Origin of the sequence: Microbulbifer magnicolonia, assembly GCF_035117725.1 — a bacterium.
Taxonomy (GTDB): domain Bacteria; phylum Pseudomonadota; class Gammaproteobacteria; order Pseudomonadales; family Cellvibrionaceae; genus Microbulbifer; species Microbulbifer magnicolonia.
On record NZ_JAYEFD010000002.1, the window covers coordinates 750,643 to 769,227 of the forward strand.

The 18,585-nt window shown below is 64.3% G+C and carries 20 protein-coding genes; 10 read left to right on the plus strand and 10 right to left on the minus strand.

Translation table 11 applies throughout. From position 1 onward, the window contains the following. Positions 1-119 precede the first annotated feature (119 nt). A complete protein-coding gene (locus tag RRF64_RS12555; protein ID WP_323846230.1) occupies positions 120-1,058 on the plus strand; it encodes an amidohydrolase family protein in 939 nt (312 codons plus the stop codon). Positions 1,059-1,114: 56 nt separating this feature from the next. Here RRF64_RS12555 and sugE read toward each other — a convergent pair whose 3' ends face one another. The 4 genes from sugE to rsmD all read right to left on the minus strand — a co-directional run bounded on the left by sugE (position 1,115) and on the right by rsmD (position 4,595). After that, positions 1,115-1,441, minus strand: coding sequence for a quaternary ammonium compound efflux SMR transporter SugE (sugE, locus tag RRF64_RS12560; RefSeq protein ID WP_323846231.1), 327 nt, complete (start codon positions 1,439-1,441; stop codon positions 1,115-1,117). 87 nt (positions 1,442-1,528) lie between these two features. Beyond that, positions 1,529-3,247, minus strand: a complete 1,719-nt coding sequence (gene ggt / locus RRF64_RS12565; protein WP_323846232.1) for a gamma-glutamyltransferase — start codon at positions 3,245-3,247, stop codon at positions 1,529-1,531. An 86-nt stretch (positions 3,248-3,333) separates the two neighbouring features. Further along, complete coding sequence (gene coaD, locus RRF64_RS12570) at positions 3,334-3,810, minus strand: pantetheine-phosphate adenylyltransferase (RefSeq protein WP_323846233.1); 477 nt, start codon at positions 3,808-3,810, stop codon at positions 3,334-3,336. Positions 3,811-4,019: 209 nt separating this feature from the next. Next, on the minus strand, positions 4,020-4,595 hold the full coding sequence (gene rsmD, locus RRF64_RS12575; protein ID WP_323846234.1) for a 16S rRNA (guanine(966)-N(2))-methyltransferase RsmD: 576 nt from the start codon (positions 4,593-4,595) through the stop codon (positions 4,020-4,022). A gap of 98 nt (positions 4,596-4,693) precedes the next feature. Between rsmD and ftsY the strand changes: the two genes are divergently transcribed. The 7 genes from ftsY (at position 4,694) to RRF64_RS12610 (ending at position 11,253) form a co-directional block, all read left to right on the plus strand. Continuing rightward, positions 4,694-5,956: a signal recognition particle-docking protein FtsY gene (ftsY, locus tag RRF64_RS12580; protein WP_323846235.1), complete on the plus strand. Its 1,263-nt coding sequence runs from the start codon at positions 4,694-4,696 to the stop codon at positions 5,954-5,956. 127 nt (positions 5,957-6,083) lie between these two features. Next, positions 6,084-6,770: a cell division ATP-binding protein FtsE gene (gene ftsE, locus RRF64_RS12585; RefSeq protein WP_323846236.1), complete on the plus strand. Its 687-nt coding sequence runs from the start codon at positions 6,084-6,086 to the stop codon at positions 6,768-6,770. Next, on the plus strand, positions 6,751-7,767 hold the full coding sequence (gene ftsX / locus RRF64_RS12590) for a permease-like cell division protein FtsX (RefSeq protein WP_323846237.1): 1,017 nt from the start codon (positions 6,751-6,753) through the stop codon (positions 7,765-7,767). Before ftsE ends, ftsX begins: the two co-directional genes overlap by 20 nt. Before the next feature lie 236 nt (positions 7,768-8,003). Then, complete coding sequence (rpoH, locus tag RRF64_RS12595; protein ID WP_323846238.1) at positions 8,004-8,858, plus strand: RNA polymerase sigma factor RpoH; 855 nt, start codon at positions 8,004-8,006, stop codon at positions 8,856-8,858. A 186-nt stretch (positions 8,859-9,044) separates the two neighbouring features. After that, the gene (locus RRF64_RS12600) at positions 9,045-9,422 is read left to right on the plus strand and encodes a DUF423 domain-containing protein (protein ID WP_323846239.1); all 378 of its coding nucleotides are present in this window, start codon (positions 9,045-9,047) and stop codon (positions 9,420-9,422) included. Between the two features lie 153 nt (positions 9,423-9,575). Beyond that, complete coding sequence (trmB, locus tag RRF64_RS12605) at positions 9,576-10,292, plus strand: tRNA (guanosine(46)-N7)-methyltransferase TrmB (protein WP_323846240.1); 717 nt, start codon at positions 9,576-9,578, stop codon at positions 10,290-10,292. Between the two features lie 139 nt (positions 10,293-10,431). Next, positions 10,432-11,253, plus strand: coding sequence for an outer membrane beta-barrel protein (locus RRF64_RS12610; RefSeq protein ID WP_323846241.1), 822 nt, complete (start codon positions 10,432-10,434; stop codon positions 11,251-11,253). An 82-nt stretch (positions 11,254-11,335) separates the two neighbouring features. Here the strand turns inward: RRF64_RS12610 and RRF64_RS12615 are convergent, their stop codons facing one another. After that, a complete protein-coding gene (locus tag RRF64_RS12615; RefSeq protein WP_323846242.1) occupies positions 11,336-13,270 on the minus strand; it encodes an ABC-F family ATP-binding cassette domain-containing protein in 1,935 nt (644 codons plus the stop codon). Between the two features lie 127 nt (positions 13,271-13,397). On the opposite strand from RRF64_RS12615, the gene RRF64_RS12620 reads away from it, so the two are divergent. Further along, positions 13,398-13,892: a TIGR02444 family protein gene (locus RRF64_RS12620; protein ID WP_323846243.1), complete on the plus strand. Its 495-nt coding sequence runs from the start codon at positions 13,398-13,400 to the stop codon at positions 13,890-13,892. A gap of 6 nt (positions 13,893-13,898) precedes the next feature. Here RRF64_RS12620 and RRF64_RS12625 read toward each other — a convergent pair whose 3' ends face one another. Next, complete coding sequence (locus tag RRF64_RS12625) at positions 13,899-14,822, minus strand: histidine kinase (RefSeq protein ID WP_323846244.1); 924 nt, start codon at positions 14,820-14,822, stop codon at positions 13,899-13,901. A gap of 457 nt (positions 14,823-15,279) precedes the next feature. On the opposite strand from RRF64_RS12625, the gene RRF64_RS12630 reads away from it, so the two are divergent. Beyond that, complete coding sequence (locus RRF64_RS12630) at positions 15,280-16,062, plus strand: BamJ family beta-barrel-assembly machinery protein (protein ID WP_323846245.1); 783 nt, start codon at positions 15,280-15,282, stop codon at positions 16,060-16,062. 193 nt (positions 16,063-16,255) lie between these two features. Here the strand turns inward: RRF64_RS12630 and rsd are convergent, their stop codons facing one another. From rsd to RRF64_RS12650, 4 genes are all read right to left on the minus strand, one after another. Continuing rightward, entirely contained in the window at positions 16,256-16,723 is a 468-nt protein-coding gene (gene rsd / locus RRF64_RS12635) for a sigma D regulator (protein ID WP_323846246.1), read from the minus strand. Between the two features lie 227 nt (positions 16,724-16,950). Continuing rightward, positions 16,951-17,637 (minus strand): LrgB family protein, encoded by a 687-nt coding sequence (locus tag RRF64_RS12640; RefSeq protein ID WP_323846247.1) that lies wholly within the window; start codon positions 17,635-17,637, stop codon positions 16,951-16,953. Further along, complete coding sequence (locus RRF64_RS12645; protein ID WP_323846248.1) at positions 17,630-18,031, minus strand: CidA/LrgA family protein; 402 nt, start codon at positions 18,029-18,031, stop codon at positions 17,630-17,632. Before RRF64_RS12645 ends, RRF64_RS12640 begins: the two co-directional genes overlap by 8 nt. A gap of 49 nt (positions 18,032-18,080) precedes the next feature. Next, the gene (locus RRF64_RS12650; protein ID WP_323846249.1) at positions 18,081-18,572 is read right to left on the minus strand and encodes a disulfide bond formation protein B; all 492 of its coding nucleotides are present in this window, start codon (positions 18,570-18,572) and stop codon (positions 18,081-18,083) included. Positions 18,573-18,585: the final 13 nt, after the last annotated feature.

An 18,585-nucleotide genomic window follows, 5' to 3' on the forward strand; every position in this document is an offset into this window, starting at 1 on the left:
GGCAGCGGCACGCCCCTTTCCTATACTTGGCTCGTTGCCGTCACTAACCTTGAACCTTGGCTGCGCCATTTCGCGCGCCGCGGCACCTGTTATGCAAACCCGGAAATAGGACCTGCCCGATGCGATGGATCTGGGCCCTGAGCTCTCTGTTGTTGCTGCTGGCCGGTTGCGGCCGCGAAGAAGCGCGGCCCGCCGACGCCAGTGTGAAGCGGCCGCCCCCGGTCCAACAGTTAGCGCCGCCCGCGCAACTGGTGCTGAAAAACGGCTACATCTACACCGGCGGCAGGGACAAACGCGTCGCCCGGGTCATCGCCGTGCGCGACGGCCACATCGTCTATGTGGGCGGTGATGATGGTGTCGGTTCGCATATCGGGCCGGACACCCGGGTCCAGGACCTGGGCGGCAAGCTGGTGCTGCCGGGCTTCGGCGACGGGCCCGGACTCGACAACATGGTCGACCTCTACGGCGGCAACAGTGTTCGCGACTACCAACACGCCGTGGCGGCCTTCATCAACGCCAATCCGGATCTGCAGGTGATCGTCGGCAAGGGCTGGGACGGCGCGGCTTTCGCCGGGATGCGGCCCCACAAGGACCAGCTGGATCAGGTCAACGATCTCATTCCCATCGTGCTCTTCTCCAGCGACCACCACAGTATCTGGACCAACTCAGAGGGCCTCGCCGCTGCCGGTATCGACAGCGCCACGCCAAACCCGCCCGGCGGCGTGATCGAGAAGGACGAGAACGGTATCGCCATAGGCGTGCTGCGCGGCGAGAGCGCCATGGCAGTTGTGGAAAAAATCCTATCGCCGGAAAGCGGCGCAGGACTGCGGCAATATATCCGCGCATTGTCGGAACGGATTGTGCGCTGGGCCAGTGCCCTGCACGCACGCAGTGCGTCGGCAGAACAGCCACCGGGGCTCGAAGCCGGCGGCCGGGCAGACTTTATTGTGCTGGAAGAAAACCTGCTGGAAGTGCCGGCTAAGGGAGTTTCCGGGGTGAAGGTGTTGCGGGTCTACGACAGGGGGCGGCTGTTATACGGCGAGGAAATCGCCCGCTAGCCTCCGCTGGCGTGGAGCGCGGCGCAATGGGGCGAACAGTGCTTCGCCCCGATAGTTCAAGCTGCAGAAGTCAGCTTCAGGCCGACAATACCGGCGACGATCAGCCCGATACAGAGCAGTCGCGGCAGCGCAACGGATTCAGAAAACAGCACAATGCCGAGAATCGCCGTGCCCACGGCGCCGATGCCGGTCCACACCGCGTAACCCGTACCCACCGGGATGACCCGCAGCGCCTGGGAGAGGAAGTAAAAACTGGCGATCATCGCCAGCACAGTCAGTGTGCTGGCGAGCGGCCGGGTAAAACCCTGGGTGTACTTCAGCCCGACCGCCCAGCCGATTTCCAGCAGGCCGGCGATAAACAGCAGAGTCCAGGGGCTCGTCATTGGGGAAACTCTCCGACTGCGGGTTGCAGGCATTGCCCGTCGAATGCGTGCCGGTCTTCGGCGCCCATGGGTGTCACCTCCGCCCGTTTACCTGCCCACCGCGCTGCCCTCGCGGCGCGGATCGGCGCCGCCGAGCAGCTTGCCGTTCACGATGGCGATCGCGTGGATGCCGCTGTTGAGTTCGCGCTGCACGACCCGGTGGCCCTTCTCTTCCAGCCTGGCGACGGTGTCTGCGGAGAAATAACCCGGTTCCAGCTCGACGCGACTGCCGATTGCACCGATATTGCCGGCCGCTATGGCCTCGGCGATCGGCACGCCCAGCCCCAGGTGATAGAGAATCGTGCGCGCAGTGTAGTCGATAATCCGCGAGCCGCCGGGTGAGCCGACCAGCAGGCGCATGCTGCCGTCGCCGTTGAAAACGATCGTCGGCGCCATGGACGAGCGCGGCCGCTTGCCCGGCTGGATGCGGTTGGCTACCAGGGCGCCGTCGGCGTATTTCGGCGTGAAGGAAAAGTCGGTCAACTGGTTGTTGAGCAGGAAACCCTTCACCAGCAGGCGCGAACCGAAGCCGGTCTCGATGCTGGTGGTCATGCTGACGCCATTGCCGTAGCGGTCGACGATCACCAGGTGGCTGGTGTTCGGCAGCTCCGGTGACTGTGCCATCAGCCTTTTCTGCTCGAAGGCCACCGGGTCCCCGGGGACCGCCTCCGTCGCCGCAGCGGGATCGATCAGTTCCGCGCGCTCGGTCAGGTAGCCCGATGCCACCATGGACTCGCTGGGGACACTGACGAAGTCGGAGTCCGCCGAGTAGGTATTGCGGTCCGCGAACGCCAGCTCGGATGCCTCGATAAACAGGTGCGTCAGTTCGTGGCTGCCGACCTCGAGATCGCGCAGCGGGAACTGCCCGAGTATGCCCAGAATCGCACCGACGGAAGTGCCGCCGGAGGAGGGCGCATCGGCGCCACAGACGCGGTATTGAAGGAAGGAAGAACACAGCGGATCGCGCACCACGGCCCGATAGGCCGCCATGTCTTTCATCGTCAGCTGGCCCGGATTGAGCGGATCCTCCGCCACCGCCCGCACTATTGCCTCGGCGATTGCGCCGCCGTAGAAGGCGTCGGCACCGCCGGTCGCAATGGTACGCAGCGTCTGCGCGTATTCCGGGTTCTTCAGCAGGTGGCCCACCGGCAGCGGCGCGCCGCGCGCATCGAAAAAGTAACCGGCGATCGCCGGGCGCGCCGCCACCTGCGGCAGGCTCTGCAGCAGCTGGTGCAGGCGCGGTGAAACCGCGAAGCCGGACTCCGCGAGTTCAATCGCCGGCTGGAACAGATCGGCCCAGGGCAACTTGCCGTCGCGCTGGTGGGCCAGTTCCAGCATGCGCACTACGCCGGGCACACCGACCGAATAGCCGCCGATCACCGCCTGCAGGAAGGGGCGCGGTCCGCCGTCGGCCATGAAATAGTCTTCGTCCACGCCCGCCGGCGCCGTTTCGCGGCCGTCGTAGTACTGGAGCCTTTCCTGCGCGGCGTCGTAGCTGAGCATAAAGGCGCCGCCGCCAATGCCGGAGGACTGGGGTTCGACCAGGCCGAGCACCATCTGCGCGGCGATAGCCGCGTCCACCGCGGTGCCGCCGCGCGCGAGTATCCGTTCGGCGGCGCGGCTGGCGTGCGGGTTGGCGGTAACCGCCATATAGGTATCGGCGCGGGCGGACTTGATTTCGCCGCGCCCGGTGGCAATTTCCGGTTGCGGCTCATCGGCGATGGCCGGGCTCAGGACAAAAGCGATGGCGAGAAGCAGGTAGCGCACGAAACACCCCGTAAATTCTGGGTAAATCCGCCCGAGTGTAACAGAGATCGCCCGCGGTCCTTTCCGCGGAACCCATACCGGCACTTTTACCGGAACTTTTCCTGCAGTGCCTTCTGCACGGCCGGCGGTACGAACTTGGTCACGTCGCCGCCGAGCGAGGCGATCTCGCGCACCAGCGAGGAGGAGATGTAGGAGAGATGCTCGGCCGGGGTCAGGAACAGGCTTTCCATATTCGGGGCCAACTGGCGGTTCATATTGGCGAGCTGGAATTCGTACTCGAAGTCGGATACCGCGCGCAGGCCGCGCAAAACGCCGTAGGCGTCCACCTGGCGCACCAGGTCCGCGAGCAGGATATCGAAGCCGATGACCTCGACATTGGGCAGGTGCCCCAGTACCTGCTGGGCCAGTTCCACCCGCTCGTCGAGCGTGAACAGCGGATTCTTGCGGGTGCTGGCCGCCACCGCGACGATCACGTGGTCAAACAGCCGGCAGGCCCGCTCCACCAGGTCCATATGGCCGTTGGTGATGGGGTCGAAGGTTCCGGGGTAGACAACTTTTTTCATTTGCCAGGTTCCGCAGCGGGCCAAAGAGGACGCGCATGGTAAACAATTTGCTGCCAAGGCTCAAAATCAGAATCAGCGCGGCCGACACAGGGCTTTGTCGCCATAGGCCGCGGGCCAATGCGGGCTGCCCACAAGCCAGCGAGTCCGCAAACTTGCGCCAGTCGTGCGGGCCGTGGCGAGCCGTAGAATCCGGGGACGAATTCAGTGGCTCAGCAGGTAAAAAGCCGCATGCACACCTGCCCCGCCCGTTTCTCCTTCGCGATCTGCCAGCCGGGGGGCATGGCCACGGGCTTGTCTCGCGGCGCCTCCACGTAGACCAGCGCACCCTCGGCCAGGTGCCCTTCCAGCGCGGCCAGGGTCTGCTGCCACAGGTCGCCGGCAAAGGGCGGATCCACGAAGACGACGTCGTAGCGAGTCCGGGACTGGGCCAGGAAAGCGGCGGCGCTCAGGCTGTGCACCCGGCCGTTGTCGGCCTGCAGTACCCTGAGCTGCTCCCGCAGGGTCTGCGCCGCACTGCGGTTCAGCTCGACGAAATCCACCTCGGCCGCGCCGCGCGACAGCGCCTCCAGGCCCAGGGCGCCGGAGCCGGCGAAGAGGTCCAGGCAGCGGGCATCCGCCAAGTGGAACTGCAGCCAGTTGAACAGGGTCTCGCGCAGCCGGTCGCCGGTAGGGCGCAGGCCCTCGACCGGGGCAAAACTCAGTTTCCGCCCGCGCCAGCGGCCGCCGATGATGCGCAGCTGGGACAGGGGTTGCGGGGCGGCTTTGCGCGACGGGCTTCTGGGCAAGGTCACTCTCTGCTGAACAGGCTACTGGACTCTCTACCTCGGGGCAGAGCGGTGCTAAGATTAGCCCCTTTCTCCCAGCGGTACACCCGGACACGCGAATGATCTTTGACTTCCTGCGCAAAAAGAAGCCCCAGCCCGAAGAAACCGAGCTCGGCCAGGAGCGGACGGAAGCCCCGGCGGCGCCGTCAGCGCGAGAGGAAGCGCCATCAGTCCCCGCAGAAGAGCCCTCAGCTTCTGGAGAAGTGCCCTCAGCTCCTGCAGAAGAACCCTCAGCTCTCGTAGAAGAGCCATCAGCCACCGTAGAGGAACCTTCAGCTGCTGTAGAAGAGCCGTCAGCTGCTGTAGAAAAGCCGTCAGCGCCGGCTGCTGTCGAGCCGGCAGCCGGGCGTGAAGCCGAAGCCGCTGCGCCGGAGCCGGAGCAGGCGGTCCGGAAAGAGGGTTTCTTCGCCCGCATTCGTCGCGGCCTGAGCCGCACCAGCAGCCAGTTCGCCGAGGGCATGGGCAACCTGTTCCTCGGTGCCAAGGAGATCGACGAGGATCTGCTGGAGGAACTGGAGACGCAGCTGTTGATGGCCGACGTCGGCGTCGAGGCCACCAGCGAAATCGTCGAACGGCTGACCGAGCGCGTCTCCCGCCGCGAACTGGCGGATGGCGATGCGCTCTACCGGGCGCTGCAGGAAGAACTGGCGGGGCTGCTCGACAGCGTGGAGGCACCGCTGGCGATCGATGCCGCGAAAAAGCCCTTCGTCATTCTCGTCGTCGGCGTCAACGGCGTCGGCAAGACCACCACCATCGGCAAGCTGGCGCACCGTTACCTGCTCGACGGCTACTCGGTGATGCTGGCCGCCGGTGACACCTTCCGCGCCGCCGCGGTGGAGCAGCTGCAGGTCTGGGGCCAGCGTCACAGTGTGCCGGTGGTGGCCCAGCACACCGGTGCCGACAGCGCCTCGGTCATCTACGATGCGGTACAGTCGGCCCAGGCCAGGGGGATCGATATCGTGATCGCCGATACCGCCGGCCGCCTGCACACCAAGTCCAACCTGATGGAGGAGCTGACCAAGGTGCGCCGGGTGATGGGCAAGCTGGATCCGAGTGCGCCCCACGAGGTGCTGCTGGTGCTGGATGCCGGCACCGGCCAGAACGCGATCAGCCAGGCGGGCCAGTTCCGCGACGCCGCCGGTGTCAGCGGCCTGGTGCTGACCAAACTGGACGGCACCGCCAAGGGCGGTGTGATCTTCGCACTGGCGCGCCGCTTCGGGATTCCGGTACGCTTTATCGGTGTCGGCGAGCAGGCCGAGGACCTGCAGCCGTTCAAAGCGCGCGAATTTGTCGCCGCGCTGTTCGGCAGAGAGCCGGGCTGAAATGCACCTGTAGGAGCGGCGGGGCGGCTTCCGTCCATGGCCGCGATCGATCTTGTCGGCCGCTCCAGGTATTCACGGCGCCTTCGGCCCTACACGAATAACAAGTACAACAACACCGCTGCAATCCATGATCACCTTCGACAACGTCAACAAGCGCTACGAATCCGGCCAGGACGCCCTGGGCCGCGTCAGCCTGGAAATCGAGCGCGCTGACATGGTGTTTCTGACCGGGCATTCCGGTGCGGGCAAGAGCACCCTGCTGAAGCTGCTCACCGCGATCGAGCGCCCGACCCGCGGCAACATTCTCGTCGCCGGCCAGAACCTGAACCGGCTGCGCAACAGCCAGATCCCCTACTACCGCCGCAATCTCGGCATCGTCTTCCAGAACCACCAGCTGCTGTTCGACCGCAGCGTGTTCGACAATGTGGCGCTGCCGCTGGCAGTGGCCGGCTGCAACAAGCGCGAGGTCGGCCGCCGCGTGCGCGCGGCGCTGGACAAGGTGGGTCTGCTGCACAAGGAGCGGCAGAATCCGATTGTGCTGTCCGGCGGCGAGCAGCAGCGCGTCGGCATCGCCCGCGCGGTGGTGAACAAGCCGGCCATCCTGGTGGCCGACGAGCCCACCGGCAATCTGGACCCGCAGCTGTCGGCGGAGATCATGCAGCTGTTCGCCGACTTCAATGCGGTTGGCGTCACCGTGCTGGTAGCCAGCCACGACCTGGAACTGATCGCGCGCATGAAACGCCGCGTGCTGACCCTGCAGGCGGGCCAGCTGATCTACGACGGAATCCCGAGCCGTGAAACCGCATACACGTAACGCGCGCCGGCCGCAGCCGGAAACCAGGCCCGCCGAATCCCGCCGCGCTGCCGGCGCGGTCACCGCGCGCACCGGCGTCGGCGACCGCTGGCACAGCTGGCTCGGCCATCACCGCGAGATGGCCGCCGAGTCCCTGCGCCGTTTCTTCGCCACGCCGCTCGCAAGCGCCATGACCGCGCTGGTAATCGCCATTGCCCTGGCCCTGCCGACGGCGCTGCAGCTGGGGCTGGTCAACTTCCAGCGCGCGGTCGCGGGCTGGGACGGCCAGCCGCAGATCTCGGTGTTCCTGCACAAGGACGCCCGCGAGGCCGCGGTGCAGTCCTACGCCGACCAGCTGCGCGCGGACCCGGCGATCGCCGAAGTGACCTATATCTCGCCGGAGGCGGCGCTGGCGGAGTTCCAGCAGGCTTCCGGACTCGGCGATGCCCTCGCCGGCCTCGGCGCCAACCCGCTGCCGGCGGTGCTGCTGCTGCGCCCGCGGGATGCGGCGGCGGAGCAACTGGAAAGCCTGGCGCAGAATCTGCGCGACAGCGCCCTGACCGATGCGGTGGTGCTGGATATGGCCTGGGTACAGCGACTGGCGCAGCTGACCGAGCTGGGGCGGCGCCTGTCCGCCGGCCTGGCGCTGCTGCTGGCGCTGGGGGTCATCCTGGTGGTCGTGAACACCATCCGCCTACATATCGAGAGCCGCCGCGAGGAGATACTGGTGGTCAAGCTGGTGGGCGGCACCGACGCCTTCGTGCGCCGCCCCTTCCTCTACAGCGGCCTGTGCTACGGCTTTTTCGGCGGTCTGCTGGCCTGGCTGCTGGTCGCCGCCGGGGTGGCGCTGCTGTCCGGCCCCGTCGCCGGCCTGTCCTCTTCCTACGGCAGCGGCTATGCACTGCAGGGGCCGGGTCTGCGCTATCTGCTGGGCCTGACCGGCGGGGCCGCGCTGCTGGGCCTGCTCGGGGCCTGGCTGGCGGTGGCGCGCCACATCAAGGCGATTGAGCCGCACTGACCGGCTGGTCTGGTTAAAGAAGGGTTAAGACCGCGGCAAGCGTGGAACCCGCCCTGTGGATAACCCCTCTAAAGGCCCGGCTTTCAAGGTATTGGAACGGGTTGTGGCAGCGGCGGGCGGACTTCCTTATCCGCTCGCGCAGATGCTAAACTGGATCCAATTTTGTCGCCCGGCCCCGGAGGCCAGCGGCGGCGGCCGGCCTGCCCGGCACAAGAAATGTGAAAGGAGAGACCTGAATGGGAACCAGCCTACAGCCAGTGCATATGCTGTCCCCGGGCGCCAACCTGGGCGCCTATATCCAGACGGTCAGCAGCTTCGATGTGCTGTCCGCGGAGGAGGAGAAGCGCCTGGCGGAAGACCTCTACTATCGCGAAGATCTGGACGCTGCGCGCCAGCTGGTGATGTCGCACCTGCGTTTCGTCGTGCATATCGCCAAGTCCTACTCCGGCTACGGCCTGAACCAGGGCGACCTGATCCAGGAGGGCAACGTCGGCCTGATGAAGGCGGTCAAGCGCTTCAACCCGGAAAAGGGCGTGCGCCTGGTCTCTTTCGCCGTGCACTGGATCAAGGCCGAGATTCACGAGTTCATCCTGCGCAACTGGCGCATCGTCAAGATCGCCACCACCAAGGCGCAGCGCAAGCTGTTCTTCAACCTGCGCGGACAGAAGAAGAAGCTGGCCTGGCTGACCAACGATGAAGCCAAAGCCGTGGCCGCGGACCTGAACGTCGACGTGGCCCAGGTGCACGAGATGGAGGGGCGCCTCGCCGCCCACGACGCCGCCTTCGATGCCGGCGTGGACGACGATGACGACACCGCCTGGCAGGCGCCGGCGCACTACCTGGAAGACCGCCGCTACGACCCGGCCGCCCAGCTGGAGCAGGACAACTGGCAGGAGACCAGCCTCAACAGCCTGGCCATCGCGCTGGAGCAGCTGGACGAGCGCAGCCGCGATATCATCCAGGCGCGCTGGCTGTCCGAGGAGAAATCCACCCTGCACGAACTGGCGGACAAGTACGGCGTATCCGCCGAGCGCATCCGCCAGCTGGAAAAGAACGCCATGAAAAAAGTCCGGGTGGCTATGGAGGCTTGATCGCCTTTCACAGCTGGCCGGAGTTGAAAACCGCGCACATGCGCGGTTTTTTTATGTGACGTTTCCGCCGGGAGCGCCGAGCCCCAGCTCGGCAAGCGGGCCGCAGGCCCGCCATTCGCGGCCATGGGCGGATGGCCGCCCCGCCGCTCCTACAGCAGTACCCTGTCTTCGCAACAAGGAAAAACAATGGCAAAACTCTATCTGTTGATCGCCGCCTTCTTTGGCGGCACAGGTGTCGTGCTCGGCGCCTTCGGTGCCCATGGCCTGCGCGGCAAGGTCACCGAGAACCTGCTGGAGGCCTTCAAGACCGGCGTGCACTACCAGATGATCCACGCACTGGCTCTGATCGGCATTGCCATACTGATTCAACAGGTGGGCGCCAAGACATCGCTCGTCGTCAGCGGCGCACTGTTTGCCGTAGGTATATTGTTCTTCTCTGGCAGCCTCTACGGACTGACTTTCGGCGGCCCGAGGTGGCTGGGGCCGATCACGCCACTCGGCGGCACCCTGATGATCGGCGGCTGGATAGCGCTATTTGTCGCCGCAATGAATCTCTCTAAATAATTTCTTCTCCGTAGGAGCGGCGGGGCGGCCATCCGCCGGTGGCCGCGATCGATCTCAGATCGCAGCCACCTGCCGCGCCGGCCGCTCCATGCATTCACGGCGCCTACGGCCCTACAATACCCGGATACCGATTCGCATCAGAGGTCGCGAATAATGCAAGACGAACCGACGGAAGATTTTCCCTATCGCACCGAATACAAAAAGAAATCCATCCGCAGCTATGTGATCCGCGCCGGTCGCATGACGGAAGGGCAGCGCCGCGCCTTCGACAACTACTGGGGTGAATACGGTCTGTCCCTGTTCGGCGGCGCGCTGAATCCCGGCGAGGTATTCGGCCGCGAGGCGCCGCTGGTGCTGGAAATAGGCTTCGGCATGGGCGATTCACTGCTGGCGATGGCCGAGGCGGAGCCGGACAAGGACTTTATCGGCATCGAGGTGCACCCGCCGGGTGTGGGCCGGCTGATCAACAATGCCGGCAAGGCCGGGGTGAAAAACCTGCGCGTTTATATGGCCGACGCGGTGGATGTGCTGAACGACTGCATCGCCGATGGATCACTGGATAGATTCCAGCTGTATTTTCCCGACCCCTGGCACAAGAAGAAGCACCACAAGCGTCGCATCGTGCAGCCGGAATTCGTGCGCCTGATCTGCACCAAGCTGAAGCCGGGCGGACTGCTGCATATGGCCACCGACTGGGAGAACTACGCCGAGCATATGCTGGAAGTACTGGAGGCGGAACAACTGCTGGACAACGCCGCGGGCAAAAACAATTATTCGCCGCGCCCGGAATTCCGTCCCGAAACCAAATTCGAACGCCGCGGCCAGCGTCTCGGCCACGGCGTCTGGGACCTGCTCTACCGGCGCAACTAATCCCCTTGCCGCCGCTGCCAGGGACTGGCGCGGCGGATTATGACAGTAAGATTGCGCGCGCTGGCGCGCCATTGCGCCGCCTAGATTGTCTGCTATCTTCAATCAGATCCACCGGTAAAAGGAACTTCCGGAGCTCACAATGACAAAAAGCCGCCAGTCTTCGCCGCCAGTCTTTTGCCTGACTTTTCTCGGTATCCTCATTGCGCTACCTGTCTGGGCGGACGAAGAGACGACGGCGACGCTGTACCTGAATGGCGGTCAGTACTGGTTTGACAGTGACCGGCTTAACGGCACCCCGTTTCGGGGATTCGACCTGCGGGATACGACCGGCGGCGGTGGCGGTTACGGCTACATGATCACCGATCGCTGGGGCATGGAAGGTGTGATCGACTACTTCAGCGTGAGCGTGAAAGGCATCGACGAGAAAGTCGAGGTCTACAACTATCATCTCGACATCCTGTACCAGTTCCTCGGCCGTTTTTGCGGCAACGAGTGCTGGCAGCCGTATGTGGCCTTCGGCGTCGGCGAGGTTCGCGTGGACTTCGACGGTACCTTTGTGGGTTCCTTAGAGGGTTCCTTAGACGATATCGTCATCCTCGACTGGCACGAGCGCCAGACCATGTTCAACCTGGGGCTCGGCGTTAAGTACCGGCTGGGCCCGCGCTGGCAGGCGCGCGCCGACGCGCGCGCTTTTCAGGGCGTGGAAGAAGGCGGTCTCGACGGTTTTCTCAGTGTGGCGATCGGCTACCAGTGGACCGAGTACCCGCGCGTAGTGCGCGACTATGATGGCGACGGAGTGATCGACGGCGTGGATCAGTGCCCGCAGACGCCGCCGGGCATCGCCGTGAATGGCACCGGTTGCCCGGTGGACTCTGACCGCGACGGCATACCGGACTATCTCGACCAGTGCGCCGGCACGCCCTTTGGCACCGCAGTGAACGAGAGCGGCTGCCCCATGTAGGAGCGGCCCACGGCCGCGATCAAGCGGTCAGAATTCTCCGGGGTCCGATCGCGGCCATGGGCCGCTCCTGCAGAGCCTTTGTTCAGTCCCCGCGCGCCGCCTCCAGCTGTTCGCAAATTTCCAGCCACTGCATCTCCAGTTCCTCCAGTTCCTCGCGCTGCTGCGACTGCTGGCGGTTGAGGCGTGCTATCTCGTCCTGCTGGCCGCCGCTGTAGAGACTCTCATCGGCGAGCCGGTGCTCCAGTTCGGCCAGTTTTTTCTCCGCGCGGGCCATCTGCTGCTCGACGCTCTTGAGTTTGTTGGTCAGCGGTTTCAGTTGCTCGCGCAGTACGGCTGCGGCGCGGCGTTGCGATTTTTTATCCTCTACCGCCCTGCCGCCGCCGTTGGCCGTCGGTTCCGCGACATTCTCATCGCGGCGCTTGCGGTCGCGGTCCTTTCTATCCCGATTAAAGCCCAGCAACCACTGCTTGTAGTCCTCCAGGTCGCCGGCGTAGGGCTCGGCGCGGCCGTCGGCTACCAGGATAAATTCATCGGCGGTATTGGCCAGCAGGTGGCGATCGTGGGAGACGAGCACCACCGCGCCGGGAAATTCCGCCAGCGCCAGGGTCAGCGCGTGACGCATTTCCAGGTCCAGGTGGTTGGTGGGCTCGTCGAGCAGCAGCAGATTGGGTTTCTGCCAGGCGAGAATCGCCAGCGCCAGTCGCGCCTTCTCGCCGCCGGAAAAACCTTTTACCGTTTCAAATACCCGGTCGCCGACAAAGCCGTAGCCGCCGAGAAAGTCGCGCAGCGACTGTTCACTGGCATCCGGCGTCAACCGCTGCAGGTGCAGCAGCGGCGAGGCGGCGCCGTCCAGCGCCTCCAACTGGTGCTGGGCAAAGTAGCCGACGGCCAGATGCTCACCGCACAGGCGCTCGCCAGCGATCGGGGGCAAGTCGCCGGCGAGGGTCTTGATCAGGGACGACTTGCCGGCGCCGTTGGGGCCGAGCAGCCCGATGCGCCGGCCGGGCTGAATGCCCAGTTGCACCTTTCTTACGACGACCTTATCGCCATAGCCGATGTCCGCGTCGCGCAGGTCGATCAGCGGATCGGAAGTCTTGTCGGCGGCCGGCAGGGAAAAGCGAAATGGCGAGTCGACATGGGCCGGCGCTATCTCCGCCATGCGGTCCAGGGCCTTCAGCCGGCTCTGCGCCTGCTTGGCCTTGGTGGCCTTGGCGCGGAAGCGGCGCACGAAGTCCTCCATATGCGCGCGCTCGGCCTGCTGCTTCTCGTACTGCGCCTGCTGTTGTGCCAGCCGCTCGGCGCGGGTGCGCTCGAAGGCGCTGTAATTACCGCTGTACAGCACCAGCGTCTGCTGTTCGAAGCTGACGATGCCGTCCACCACCGCATCGAGGAAGTCGCGATCGTGGGAGATGATCAGCAGCGTACCGGGGAAGCGCTGCAGCCACTGCTCGAGCCACAGGGTGGCATCCAGGTCCAGGTGGTTGGTCGGCTCGTCGAGCAGCATCAGGTCCGCCGGGCACATCAGCGCGCGGCCCAGGTTCAGGCGGATGCGCCAGCCGCCGGAAAAGCTGCGCACCGGGCGCTGCTGGTCCGCGTGGGAAAAGCCCAGGCCGTCGAGCAGCTGCGCCGCGCGTGCCGGGCCGCTGTAGCCATTGATCGCGGCCAGGCGCTCGTGCAGCTCGGCGAGCTTGTGGCCGTCGGTCCCGCCGCTCTCCGCCTGCTCCAGTTGCCGCTGCAGCAGGCGCAGCTCGCTGTCTCCGTCGAGCACATAATCCAGTGCGGTCTGCTCGCTCGCCGCCACCTCTTGTGCCATATGGGCGATACGCCAGCCTGCCGGCACTTCCACCCGGCCGCTGTCGCTGTCCAGCTCGCGCAGCAGCAGCTTGAACAGGGTCGATTTGCCGCAGCCGTTGGCGCCGATAATGCCCACCTTGTGGCCGGGGAAAATACGGCAGTCCGCATTGTGCAGCAGCTCGCGACCGCCGCGCTGCAGGGAGACGCCTTGCAAATTGATCAAAGAAATAACCTCATACCAGCGGGCGGATGAATGCTAGTGTCCTGTAAGCTACTAGGCTATTGGACATAACAGTCCGGCGGAGGCTGCTTGCGCGCTTCGCCGGCCAAAGAGTGGTCGGGATTCTAACGTGACAAAATCCACACCTCCATCTCCCTCCCCGCACAGCTCCCTGAACAACCCCCTGTGGCAGTTCAGCCTGGATTTCTACCGCCACGGCGACGTAGCGCAGTTCCTGCTCGACTGCCAGGACCAAAAGGGGGCCGACGTGTGCCTGTTACTGTGGGCCAGTTACACCACCGCCTGCGGCCGGCAGTTGAGCGAGGAGAGCTGGCGTGTGGCCGACCGGGGCCTGGCGCCGCGGCGCAGTATGATCTCCAGCGTGCGCCGCCTGCGCCGTTGGCTCGGGCATCTGCGCCCCCACTCGCGGGCAATCTACGACTACTGCAAACGCTGCGAACAGAGGCTGGAGCAGCGCCAATTGGCGGCGCTGTGGTTATTGCAGAGTGAAAGCTGGCCGGAAGATCGTTCGGCGCTGGAACTGGCGGGGCAGCAGTACGGCCTGCCGCAAAAAGAACAGGCCCGCTGGGCGGGCCTGATCGAGAGCTATAAAGCCAACCGGTAGCGACGCTTACTCGTTGCCGGAGCCCTCGCTGGAAAACAGGCTGTTGGGCGGCGTTGCCGGCGTGATGCTCGGCGTCGGCTTGGGTGTTTCTTCCTGCTTGCTTTCCGCCTGGGTCGGCGTGCCGAAGGGGCGCGACTCGGGCGTCTTGCCCATGATCGGCGCACCGCTGGAAGGAGCCGGTTCCGGCTTCTTCTCTACCGGCGCTGGGACGGCTTTCGGTGCAGCCGGTTTGGCCGCTGCTGCCTTCTTGGCTGCGGGCTTCTTGGGGGCGGCTTTTTTGGCAGAGGCTTTCTTGGCCGGGGCCTTCTTGGCTGCGGCTTTTTCCGCCGCGGGCTGGGCCGCCTTTGCCGCTGGCGCTTTGCCTTTGCCCGCTTTCTTGGCGGGTGCCTTTTTTACCGCGGCTTTCTTCGCCGCAGTCTTCTTCGCTGCAGCTTTCTTCGGGGCCGCCTCGGTCGCGCTGGCCTTCTTCGCCGCTACCTTGGCCTTGGTGGCTTTCTTGGCACCGGCCTTTTTCGCTTTGGTCTTGCTGCCCGCTGCGGCCTTCGCCGCCTTGGCCGCCGCCTTGCTGACGGATTCGGCGAGTTGCAGTTCCAGCTTGGCCGCCGCTTCCGCCTGCTTGGCTTCTGCCGCTGCGTCCGTCGCCTTTTGCATTGCGTCAGTCAGCTTGTCCACGTTGGCCTTGGCAGTGTCCACCCGCTTCTGTGTCGCCGCGGTTTTGCTCTTCTTCGCTGCGGTGCGAGCCTGGACGAGTTTGGTCTTGGCTTTGGACAGTTGGTTCTTGGCCGCGGTCAGCGCTTTAGCGGCTTGCTGAGCAGCTTTGCCGGCATCGGTGACCTGCTTGGTCCGGGCCTTGTCCAGTTGAGCGGTGAGCTTGGCAATTTGTGCTTCCAGGTCTGCGACCGGATTGACAGCTTTTCGTTTGGCAGCCATGAGTCAATATCCTGAGGTTTATTATCGATAGGCGCACCGGGCAGCGCATGTACCCGGCGTTAATGCGGTCGACGCCGCTGAAACAGATTCATGCACTGATCGGTTGTTTCGGAAACGACAGACCACCCCTGAAACGTCCGAAACAACAACCGGTGGAGGGCCGATAATAGCGCTGTTTCTTTCAAAAATGTATGCCGTATCCGGGGAAAAAAGGCGCTCCTTCATAATTTTTGCCAAATCACTCGGGAACTAACGCGCAATTGTGGTGCCTTGCACAGAGTGAGCGCCGTCGGTATGCACCGCCAGTCGCCATAGGTTAGACTTGCTGGGTTCTGGCGAATGCAGCGGCCCGCCTCGGTTTGCGGCGGGTCCGGGATTGCTTTAGAAGCCACATAAGGCGTTGGCCCCAGGTCACGCACGAATCAACAAATGCAATACGGACAAAGAGACAACTCCCATGAATAAATACCCTCTGGCTGCAGCTGTTGCCCTGGGCTTGGCGCTGGCTGGCTGTAACAAGCAGGATTCCCAGCAGCCCGCCGAGATTGCGCTGGATACCCAGGAGAAGAAGGTCAGCTACATCATCGCTGAAGACATGGCCAAGCGTCTGCAAACCCAGGATGTAAAGCTGGATCCCCAGGTAGTGCTGATGGCGCTCAACGACGTGGCCGGCGGCCGCGAATCGCGTCTGTCCGATGAAGACAAGCAGCAGGTCATCGCGGTATTCCAGGAGAAGATGCAGGCCAAGCAGCAGGAGATGCTGGCCCAGCAGGAGAAAGAGTTTAAAGAGTCTGCCGAGAAGAATCTGAAAGAAGGCCAGGCATTCCTGGAGGAAAACGCCAAGAAAGAAGGCGTGATCACCACCGATTCCGGTCTGCAGTACAAGGTGATTACCCCCGGCAGCGGCGACACCCCGAGCGCTGACAGCACGGTCGAGGTGGACTACAAAGGCACCCTGATCGACGGTACCGAATTCGACAGCTCCTATGCCCGCGGCGAGCCGGTTCAGTTCCCGGTTAACGGCGTGATCAAAGGCTGGACCGAGGCACTGCAGCTGATGAAGGAAGGGGCGAAATGGGAGCTGTACATCCCCTCTGACCTGGCATACGGCCCCGGCGGTGCCGGCGGTCTGATCGGCCCCAATGCGACGCTGATTTTCGAAGTCGAACTGCACAAGGCCAACGTCGGCAGCAATGACGCCGCGGAGGAAGAGAAGCAGGAAGAGGCCGAGCAGGAATAATCGATTTCCTCTCGGAGGTAATAGAAAGGGCGATCCACGGGATCGCCCTTTCTATTTGTGGCGCACTGACAAAACGGAGCGGATTGCCATTTCGCACAGCCGACCGCTGCCGCAGGGTGATGGCGTTGGATGTTCCGAGTGAACAGGGCAAACGCCGGGTTCACCCTTGCCGGTCCCTATCGCCTTTTGGCTTTCATGCCAGCTGGTTTTTGTGCGCCGTATGCAGCAGCGCGATCATGCGGTCTTCCGAGCTGAAGCGGGTTTCCAGTGCTTCGCCCAGTTGGGAAAGGTCCTGTACCAGGCTGGAGAGGTCGTCGGTCTCCTGGTACTTATCGTTGAAGTCCACCGCTATATCGGTAGTGGCGTCGATATCCCGGTAGAGCTCGCGGGCCTGCTCGAGGCCCTGCTTATCGTCAAACGCCTGGCCTTCGCGTATCAGCTGGTCGTAGACCTCGAAATGACCGGCGGAGACATAGTCGACCAGCAGCTGGCACAGCTGGCGCAAATTCTCCTCGGCATCCGTATCCCCCTCGGCAAATTCCTTCTTGTCCGACAGTCCGCAGAAGCGCACCAGCAGCGCCTGTCGCGACAGCAACCAACGGTCGATGATCTCGCTCACGCCACCCCAACGCTCCCGCGCTGACTTACAGTTCTCCAGCATCTCCAAGCTTCCTTTTGTTACTGTTACCGCTTTTGCCAGAACATTCATTGTTCTTAACAGGTCCTAGCAAGATAGGAGATTCCCCCGCCGGCGGCAAGATGCAGAGCGCATAGCGCGCCAGATTGGTGCGGCATCGGCAGCGGGTGTTCTGACTGAAGAAAGCGATTTGTTCAACGCCGTTTTTACTGCCGCGATGGGCGCCTGCCGGCAGGTCCGCGGTGGTCGGCTCAGGGCACCAGCAGCAGCGGCAATACCACGGCGGTCAGCGCGCCGCACAGGCCCATCGCCAGCGCGGCAAAGGCGCCGCACAGGGCGCTGATCTCAAGGGCGCGCGCGGTGCCCACCGCGTGCGCGTTGATACCGAGGGCAAAGCCGAGCACGCGGTGATCGCGGATATTCAGCCGCTCCAGTAGTGGCGGCCCGCAGACGGCGCCGACCACGCCGGTAAATACCACTATGCCCGCAGTCAGGCTCTGCGCCGCGTGGATCTTCTCCGCCAGAGCGAGGGCGATGGGCGTGGTGATGGATTTGCCCGCGAGCGCCAGCAGCACCGGCTCGGCGGCTCCCAGTAACAGCGCGGTCACTACCGCCACCACCGGCGCCAGTACCGCGCCCACTGCCAGGGTCACTGCCAGCGGCCAGCCGGCGCGGCGGATGATCGGCAGGTTCTGTTTCAGCGGCACTGCCAGCGCGACTACCGCCGGCCCCAGCAGCGCATACAGCAGGCCGCTGGCCGCTTGGTAATCGCGATAGGAAATATTCAGGAGCCACAGCGCCGCGGCCACCAGCGCGCTGGCGGTGACAATCGGGTGCAGCAGCGCAGTGCCGCTGCGGCGATAAATGGCGACGCCGAGCAGGAAGGCGCACAGGTTCAGCGGCAGCGCAAACAGCGGGCTCTGCAGCAGCTCAGTCATCGCTGCCCGCCCCTCCGTCAGTCGAGGCATTTTTTAGCAGCCTGGCCAGCAGCAGTGCGCAGAGGGTGAGACTCAACAGGGTGCCGAACACGGTCGCGGCCAGCAGTCCGAGCCAGTCCTGTAGCGAGAGATCGCGCAGATAGAACACACCCACCGCGGCGGGCAGAAACAGCAGCGCCAGCAGGCGCAGCAGCTGTTCGCTGACCTTGGCCAGTCCGCGCGGTACGCCGCCGTAAATCATCAGCCCGAGCAGCAACAGCAGCATTCCCAGCACTGCGCCGGGCACCGGTAGAGAAAAAGTTTCGCTGACGCTGCGCCCGAGCCGCTCGCAACCCAGCAGTATCGCCGCGCCGGCGAGCCACTGCGCTATGTCGCGCAGGCGAGAGGAATCCATGCTATTGCGTGCTGTTGAAGATAGTGGGGGGCAACAGCCCCGTGAAAATCTAGTGCTTGCGGAAGGCCTGCCAGCCGCCGAACAGGATCAGTCCGGCAAAACCCACCGCCGCCCAGCCGGGAATGCTGAGGCCCATCATGGTCCACTGCACTTCGGCACAGTTGCCGTCGCCGGTGAGCAGTGTCTTGATCACTTCCGCCATCGGGAAGGCGTCGATCATATAGGTGATGCCCGGGCCGCAGGCGGGCACCTGGTCCGCCGGCAGGCTCTGCAGCCACAGCTGGCGACCGGCAAAATAGAGGCCGCCCATCGCCCACAGGGAAACCAGCAGGCCGTAGATACGTCGGCCGATCGTTGCCGGGTTGTGCAGGAAGGCGACCAGGGACACCAGGCCCACACCCAGCAGCATCACCCGCTGGGTGATGCACAGCGGGCAGGGCTCGAGCCCGCGCACGTACTCCAGATAGAAGGCGGCGCCGAGCAGGAAGATGACGGCGAGAAAAACCAGCAAAAACGTAATACGCGGGTTGGGAAGGCTCATGATGAATCGGGTC

Bases quoted from the DNA above. Each gene is read 5' to 3' on its own strand.
- coaD (WP_323846233.1), bottom strand. From the start codon at position 3,810: ATGAAAAAAGTTGTCTACCCCGGAACCTTCGACCCCATCACCAACGGC.
- rsd (WP_323846246.1), bottom strand. From the start codon at position 16,723: ATGCTGGAGAACTGTAAGTCAGCGCGGGAGCGTTGGGGTGGCGTGAGC.
- RRF64_RS12645 (WP_323846248.1), bottom strand. From the start codon at position 18,031: ATGGATTCCTCTCGCCTGCGCGACATAGCGCAGTGGCTCGCCGGCGCG.
- RRF64_RS12640 (WP_323846247.1), bottom strand. From the start codon at position 17,637: ATGACTGAGCTGCTGCAGAGCCCGCTGTTTGCGCTGCCGCTGAACCTG.
- RRF64_RS12630 (WP_323846245.1), top strand. From the start codon at position 15,280: ATGAATAAATACCCTCTGGCTGCAGCTGTTGCCCTGGGCTTGGCGCTG.
- RRF64_RS12625 (WP_323846244.1), bottom strand. From the start codon at position 14,822: ATGGCTGCCAAACGAAAAGCTGTCAATCCGGTCGCAGACCTGGAAGCA.
- sugE (WP_323846231.1), bottom strand. From the start codon at position 1,441: ATGACGAGCCCCTGGACTCTGCTGTTTATCGCCGGCCTGCTGGAAATC.
- RRF64_RS12610 (WP_323846241.1), top strand. From the start codon at position 10,432: ATGACAAAAAGCCGCCAGTCTTCGCCGCCAGTCTTTTGCCTGACTTTT.
- RRF64_RS12555 (WP_323846230.1), top strand. From the start codon at position 120: ATGCGATGGATCTGGGCCCTGAGCTCTCTGTTGTTGCTGCTGGCCGGT.
- rpoH (WP_323846238.1), top strand. From the start codon at position 8,004: ATGGGAACCAGCCTACAGCCAGTGCATATGCTGTCCCCGGGCGCCAAC.
- RRF64_RS12650 (WP_323846249.1), bottom strand. From the start codon at position 18,572: ATGAGCCTTCCCAACCCGCGTATTACGTTTTTGCTGGTTTTTCTCGCC.
- ftsE (WP_323846236.1), top strand. From the start codon at position 6,084: ATGATCACCTTCGACAACGTCAACAAGCGCTACGAATCCGGCCAGGAC.
- trmB (WP_323846240.1), top strand. From the start codon at position 9,576: ATGCAAGACGAACCGACGGAAGATTTTCCCTATCGCACCGAATACAAA.
- RRF64_RS12600 (WP_323846239.1), top strand. From the start codon at position 9,045: ATGGCAAAACTCTATCTGTTGATCGCCGCCTTCTTTGGCGGCACAGGT.
- ftsY (WP_323846235.1), top strand. From the start codon at position 4,694: ATGATCTTTGACTTCCTGCGCAAAAAGAAGCCCCAGCCCGAAGAAACC.